Origin of the sequence: Mammaliicoccus sp. P-M59 (assembly GCF_022386135.1) — a bacterium.
GTDB classification, from domain to species: domain Bacteria; phylum Bacillota; class Bacilli; order Staphylococcales; family Staphylococcaceae; genus Mammaliicoccus; species Mammaliicoccus sciuri_A.
On sequence record NZ_JAJNJJ010000011.1, the window covers coordinates 84,858 to 90,857 of the forward strand.

The 6,000-nt window shown below is 31.6% G+C and carries 6 protein-coding genes and 2 tRNA genes; all 8 read left to right on the top strand.

All coding sequences use genetic code 11. The features are described from left to right. Positions 1-84: 84 nt before the first annotated feature. The 8 genes from LQ617_RS14690 (at position 85) to LQ617_RS14725 (ending at position 5,897) form a co-directional block, all read left to right on the top strand. Complete coding sequence (locus tag LQ617_RS14690) at positions 85-1,089, top strand: PP2C family protein-serine/threonine phosphatase (protein WP_025904512.1); 1,005 nt, start codon at positions 85-87, stop codon at positions 1,087-1,089. Between the two features lie 104 nt (positions 1,090-1,193). After that, positions 1,194-1,517 (top strand): anti-sigma factor antagonist, encoded by a 324-nt coding sequence (locus LQ617_RS14695; RefSeq protein ID WP_025904513.1) that lies wholly within the window; start codon positions 1,194-1,196, stop codon positions 1,515-1,517. 4 nt (positions 1,518-1,521) lie between these two features. Beyond that, on the top strand, positions 1,522-1,998 hold the full coding sequence (rsbW, locus tag LQ617_RS14700) for an anti-sigma B factor RsbW (protein WP_025904514.1): 477 nt from the start codon (positions 1,522-1,524) through the stop codon (positions 1,996-1,998). Then, positions 1,973-2,743 carry an RNA polymerase sigma factor SigB gene (gene sigB, locus LQ617_RS14705; RefSeq protein ID WP_037589755.1) on the top strand — a complete coding sequence of 257 codons (771 nt, stop codon included), beginning with the start codon at positions 1,973-1,975 and terminating at the stop codon, positions 2,741-2,743. The genes rsbW and sigB overlap by 26 nt, the downstream gene beginning before the upstream one ends. A 115-nt stretch (positions 2,744-2,858) precedes the next feature. Next, positions 2,859-5,012 (top strand): Tex family protein, encoded by a 2,154-nt coding sequence (locus LQ617_RS14710; RefSeq protein ID WP_239740681.1) that lies wholly within the window; start codon positions 2,859-2,861, stop codon positions 5,010-5,012. Further along, positions 5,002-5,448 carry a SprT family protein gene (locus tag LQ617_RS14715; protein WP_196307902.1) on the top strand — a complete coding sequence of 149 codons (447 nt, stop codon included), beginning with the start codon at positions 5,002-5,004 and terminating at the stop codon, positions 5,446-5,448. Before LQ617_RS14710 ends, LQ617_RS14715 begins: the two co-directional genes overlap by 11 nt. 266 nt (positions 5,449-5,714) lie before the next feature. After that, positions 5,715-5,800 (top strand) — tRNA-Leu (locus LQ617_RS14720). A gap of 23 nt (positions 5,801-5,823) precedes the next feature. After that, positions 5,824-5,897, top strand: a tRNA-Gly gene (locus LQ617_RS14725). Positions 5,898-6,000: the final 103 nt, after the last annotated feature.

Below are 6,000 nucleotides of genomic sequence, written 5' to 3' on the forward strand. Positions count from 1 at the left end.
AAAAGAATCAATATTACTTTAAAACGTCTTCCGCTTTAGGATTAACCTAAAGCTTTTTTAGTATATTTGAAACGAGGTGACTTCGTGTCAGAACAAAAGAAACAACAGTATCTTCAATTATTACTTGATTATGTTCAAACAAATGATGACGAAATTTTATCATCTTGCCAAACATTTTCAACTGAAGCCATTGAAGATAATGTTTCACCAGAGGAGATAGTACAATTACATGTAAATATTATGGAACAGGAACAAGAACTGACGAAAGAACAAATCGTTCGTTCATTTGATGTTCTTTTAGAAGTCATGATAGGCTATGGCTTTACATACCGTGATTATAAGAAGTTATTAAATAAGATTAAAATTCATGATAAAGAAATGGAAGTTGCGTCTAGTTTGCAACAAACGATGCTAAAGCCTCAAATCCCTCAATTTGATAGTATTCAAATTGGGGCAATTTCTGTTCCAGCTCAAAAAGTAAGTGGAGATTATTTTAATTTAATTGATCATAATGACGGAACTATGAGTTTTGCAGTAGCAGATGTTATCGGTAAAGGTATACCAGCAGCATTAGCGATGAGTATGATTAAATTTGGTATGGACTCTTATGGCCATTCGCAATTGCCGAGTGACGGTTTGAAACGTTTGAATCGAGTTGTGGAAAAGAACGTTAATCAAAATATGTTTGTGACAATGTTCTATGGACTATATGAAGAAATTAATAACATGCTTTATTATAGTTCTGCAGGACATGAGCCTGGATACATATATAGAAGTCAGACTGGAGAATTTGAAGAAATGTCTGAACGAGGTATTGTGCTCGGTGTTAATAAACATACACGTTATAAACAAAGTGAAATAAAAATAGAATTACAAGATATGATTATCGTGTTTACTGACGGTGTAACAGAATTGCGCAATCAACAAAATGAATTTATCAAAACGACAGATTTATTAAGTATGATTGATGAGTACAAACAACTACATCCGCAAGACATTGTCCAAATCTTGTATGAAGAACTAGTCAAACTACAGAATCCAAATAAAAGAGATGATTTAACGATATTAATTGTTAAAAGAGTTAAATAGTTGTAAGTTAAAAATATTTAAGATGTGTTAAATAAGATTAAACATTTTAAAAACGGGTAAAAATAAATGATGAAAGTCTAATACATTTAGGGGTGTAACAAGGAATGAATCTTAACATTGAAACTACTGAACATGAAAACTACTATGAAATTAAAGTTGGCGGAGAATTGGATGTGTACACTGCGCCTCAACTTCAAGACGTATTACAACCGATTAGACAAAAAGGAACACATGATATACATGTTAATTTGGAGAACGTAAGTTATATGGATTCTACTGGTTTAGGTTTATTTGTTGGCACATTAAAATCACTCAATGAACATGATAAATCACTATATGTGCTTGGTGTATCTGATAGAATTGAGAGATTATTTGATATTACAGGACTTAAAGAATTAATGCATGTCAACAAAGGAACGGAGGTATAATGAGATGACATCTAACTATGATTATATAGAGATGAGATTCCCTGCAGCTCCAGAATATGTTGGACTTGTCAGATTAACATTATCTGGCGTGTTTAATAGAGCTGGTGCTTCATATGAAGATATTGAAGATTCAAAAATTGCAGTGTCAGAAGCGGTAACAAATGCGGTGAAACACGCATATAGTGATAAAGTTGAAGGTGAAATATTAATAGGTTACCTTGTATTTGAAGATAAAATAGAAATCATTGTATCAGATTCAGGTAAAAGCTTTAATTATGAAGAAGCTAAAAAAGTGCTTGGACCTTACCAAGAAAGCGATAATATCAATTTCTTGAGACAAGGTGGATTAGGACTATTTCTTATTGAGTCATTAATGGATGAAGTAAGTGTCCAAAAAGATGCTGGTGTTACAATAAGTATGACAAAGTATTTATCTAAAGAGCAGGTGCAAACACATGACGGAAGAGTCCAAAGTTTATAATGAAGTTTCTCCAGAAGACATTAATGCTTGGATAGCAGATTACCAAGAAAATGATAATAGTGAAGCTCAAGAAAAGCTAGTATTACATTATCAGAAATTAGTAGAATCTTTAGCATATAAATATTCTAAAGGCCAAGCACATCATGAAGATCTTGTTCAAGTTGGTATGGTTGGTTTATTAGGTGCTATAAAAAGATTCGATGTTTCATTTGAAAGAAAATTTGAAGCATTTTTAGTTCCAACTGTAATTGGTGAGATAAAGAGATATTTAAGAGATAAAACTTGGAGTGTACATGTACCTAGACGTATTAAAGAAATTGGCCCTAAAATAAAAAAGGCAAATGAAGAATTGACCAATGAATTAGGAAGGTCACCTAAAATTATTGAAATTGCGAATAGATTAGAAGTAACTGAAGAAGATGTTCTAGAAGCAATGGAAATGGGTCAAAGTTATAATGCCTTAAGTGTTGACCATTCTATCGAAGCGGATAAAGACGGATCTACCGTTACCTTGTTAGATATTATGGGAGAATCTGAAGAAGGTTATGATTTAACAGAAAAAAGAATGATATTAGAAAAAATTCTGCCTATTTTAACGGATAGAGAAAGAGAAATAATTCAATACACCTTTATTACGGGCTTAAGTCAAAAAGAGACTGGCGAAAAAATAGGTCTCAGTCAAATGCATGTTTCAAGACTTCAAAGAACAGCAATAAAGAAATTAAAAGAAGCTGCAATGAAATAAATAATATATTAAGAGAGCCAGAAACATTTCAAATGTTTCTGGCTCTTTTCAAAATCAAAAATGGTTATATTCTATTTATGTTAAAATAGAATATAACCATTTTTAGGAGGCAATTATGAATCAAGAACTAATAGAAATCATAAAGAAAAATCATCCTTTTACAGAAAAACAAATTAAAACTGTACTAGAATTACTAGAAGATAAGAATACCGTGCCTTTTATAGCAAGATATAGAAAAGAATTAACTGGTGGACTTGATGAAGTTGAAATTAAACAAATTGAAAATGAATATACATATGCACTTAACTTGCATAATAGAAAAGAAGAAGTCATCAGATTAATTGATGAACAAGGTTTATTAACAGAAGACTTAAAAAATGATATTTTAAAACAAACTAAATTACAAAGAATAGAAGATTTATATCGACCATTTAAGAAAAAGAAAAAAACAAGAGCTACAGAAGCAAAACGTAAAGGTTTAGAACCTTTAGCTAAATGGATACTTGAAGGTACTTCTAATATTGATTTAGTTGAAGAAGCTTCAAAATATATTACTGAAGAAGTTACATCTCATGAAGATGCTATTAAAGGTGCACAAGATATTATAGCTGAAATGATTTCAGATGAACCAAAGTTCCGTAAATACATTTTAAACAGTGTTGAAAGACAAGGTAAATTAGTGACTGAGAAGAAAAAGAAAGCTGAAGATGAGAAAAATATCTTTGAAATGTACTATACATATGAAGAACCGATTAAGAAAATCGTACCTCATAGAGTTCTAGCTATTAACCGTGGAGAATCAGAAGGCATATTAAAAGTTGGATTCGAAATAGATACAGCGTCATTAGAAAGTTATTTAACAACTCAATTTGTTAAAAAAGAACATAAACATATTGAAGTTATTAAAGAAGCTATTCAAGATAGCTTGAAAAGATTAATCTTACCTTCTATTGAAAGAGAGATTAGAAGTGAATTAACACAAAAAGCTGAAGAACATGCAATTGAAATCTTCTCTGAGAATTTAAAAAACCTTTTATTACAAGCACCATTAAAAGGTAAAAAAATACTAGGACTAGATCCAGCATACAGAACGGGTTGTAAGTTAGCAGTTATTAATGAATATGGCTCATTTGTTGATAAAAATGTGATATATCCTCATCCACCAGTTTCTAAAACTGATCAAGCGGAAAAGATATTTGTAGATATGATAAAGAAACACAACATTGAATTAGTTGCGATTGGTAACGGAACAGCAAGTAGAGAATCAGAACAATTTGTAGCTGAAATGATTAAAAAGCATGACTTATCTTGCCAATTTGTGATCGTTAACGAGGCGGGGGCTTCTGTTTATTCAGCTTCAGATATAGCTAGGGAAGAATTTCCTGATTTTAAAGTTGAAGAGAGAAGTGCTGTATCTATAGGTAGACGTGTACAAGATCCATTAAGTGAACTTGTTAAAATAGATCCTAAATCAATCGGTGTTGGTCAATATCAACATGATGTAAATCAAAAAGCACTAAGTGAAACTTTAAAATTCGTCGTGGAAACTGCCGTTAACCAAGTTGGTGTTGATGTGAACACATCATCTCCGTCGTTACTAAGTTATGTATCCGGTCTTAGCAATACAGTTGCAAATAACATTATTAAATTCAGAGAAGAAAAAGGTGTTATTACACATCATTCAGAAATAGCTAAAGTTCCTAGATTAGGGAATAAAACATTTGAGCAAAGTATCGGATTTTTAAGAATATTAGATGGAACTGAACCACTTGATAAAACAGCTATTCACCCGGAAAGTTATGAAGCGGCTTATGCGTTGATTCAATATGTTGGTTTACAAAAAGAAGATATTGGTTCTGATATATTAAAAGAAAAACTAAATAAATTAGATATACAAGATACAAGTGAAACATTAAATATAGGTATACCGACACTTGAAGATATCATTGCTTCTTTAATAGCACCATTAAGAGATCCACGAGATGAATTCGAAACACCAATTTTAAAATCAGATGTTCTTTCTATGGAAGACTTAAAACCAAATATGGCTTTAAGTGGTACAGTACGAAATGTTGTCGACTTTGGTGCGTTTGTAGATATAGGTGTCAAACAAGATGGTCTTGTTCATATATCTAAATTATCTAAAGGATATGTTAAGCATCCTATGAATATTGTAAGTGTAGGAGATATAGTTGATGTTTGGGTATTAGATGTAAACCAAGAAAAACAAAAAGTGTCATTAACTATGATAGACCCTAATGGACAATAAGGCACTTCAAGAACTTGTGTCTAATATATCAATGGAATATTTTAATAAGCCTTTTAAACACAATGCAGTATTTAACAAAAGGTTAAGAACAACTGGTGGAAGGTATTTATTAAGTAGTCATGATATAGAAATTAATCCGAAACAATATGAACATTTTGGTATCGAGGCACTTATAGATATAATTAAACATGAACTTTGTCATTATCATTTACATTTAGAAGGTAAAGGATATCAGCATAAAGACAAAGCATTTAAAGATTTAAGTATCGAAGTAGGGGCACCACGATTTTGTAAAGCTGTTCAAAGTTATGAAGAACGTGCTAACTATTTATATCAATGTGGGCAATGTAAAACAGAATTCAAACGTATTAAACGTGTTAATACACGTAAATATAGATGTGGACGATGTGGTGGAAAGTTAAAAAATATAACATAAAGAATAATTGGGAAAGTACTACACTAAAAATATGCGAGTGTAGTACTTTTTATTTAAATTTTTAATAAAAAAGCATTGACGAAATAATAGATCCGGCGTATTATAGTTAATGTTGCTTGAACGAAACGTAACAAATAATAAGACAAGTTATTCAATGTAAAATTACATTAAAAAGTTAAGTGTTTGTATTGACATTGTAAACTTAATGTAATATACTTAATGACAGTCACTTAAATAACAAATTGATTGAGTACTGCAAACCATGCGCGGTCGTGGCGGAATGGCAGACGCGCTAGGTTGAGGGCCTAGTGGGAGAAATCCCGTGGAGGTTCAAGTCCTCTCGGCCGCACCATTCATCAATTTTAATATAGCTAAGCGGGTGTAGTTTAGTGGTAAAACCTCAGCCTTCCAAGCTGATGTTGTCGGTTCGATTCCGATCACCCGCTCCAAATTATTTTATAATGAACATTGAAAACTGAATGACAATATGTCAACGTTAATTCCAATAATTGAGTACTGAAAGTACTTCAGAGTGATTGGCTTAACCAATCA